Annotated in this window: 1 protein-coding gene; it reads left to right on the top strand. The window is 44.5% G+C overall.

The features are described 5' to 3' along the window. Positions 1–24: 24 nt before the first annotated feature. The coding region (locus SB724_RS21700) for a hypothetical protein (RefSeq protein WP_486304068.1) at positions 25–238 on the top strand (214 nt) is incomplete at its 3' end.

Here is a 238-nt window from a genome sequence, read left to right as displayed (position 1 = left end):
ACCGGTCCGCTTGGTGATGCTGGGTTGGCGATTGAATCGAAAAAACAAGGCTTATCGATTGCACCTGAACACTTAAAAGATATTAATAAACGTTTAAATTTCCCCACGCCACGTGTAGCTGCTGGGCAAGCGTTACGAGGCTTAGCCTCGTCGGCCATTGATATTTCCGATGGGTTACTAGCCGACTTAGGGCATGTGCTAAATTTATCACAAGTTAGTGCCACCATTAATATTGAAA

This window comes from Bacillus sp. SIMBA_031 (genome assembly GCF_046535225.1).
Classification (GTDB): Bacteria; Bacillota; Bacilli; order Bacillales; family Bacillaceae; genus Bacillus; species Bacillus velezensis.
This window is presented reverse-complemented; position numbering and strand designations above follow the sequence as displayed.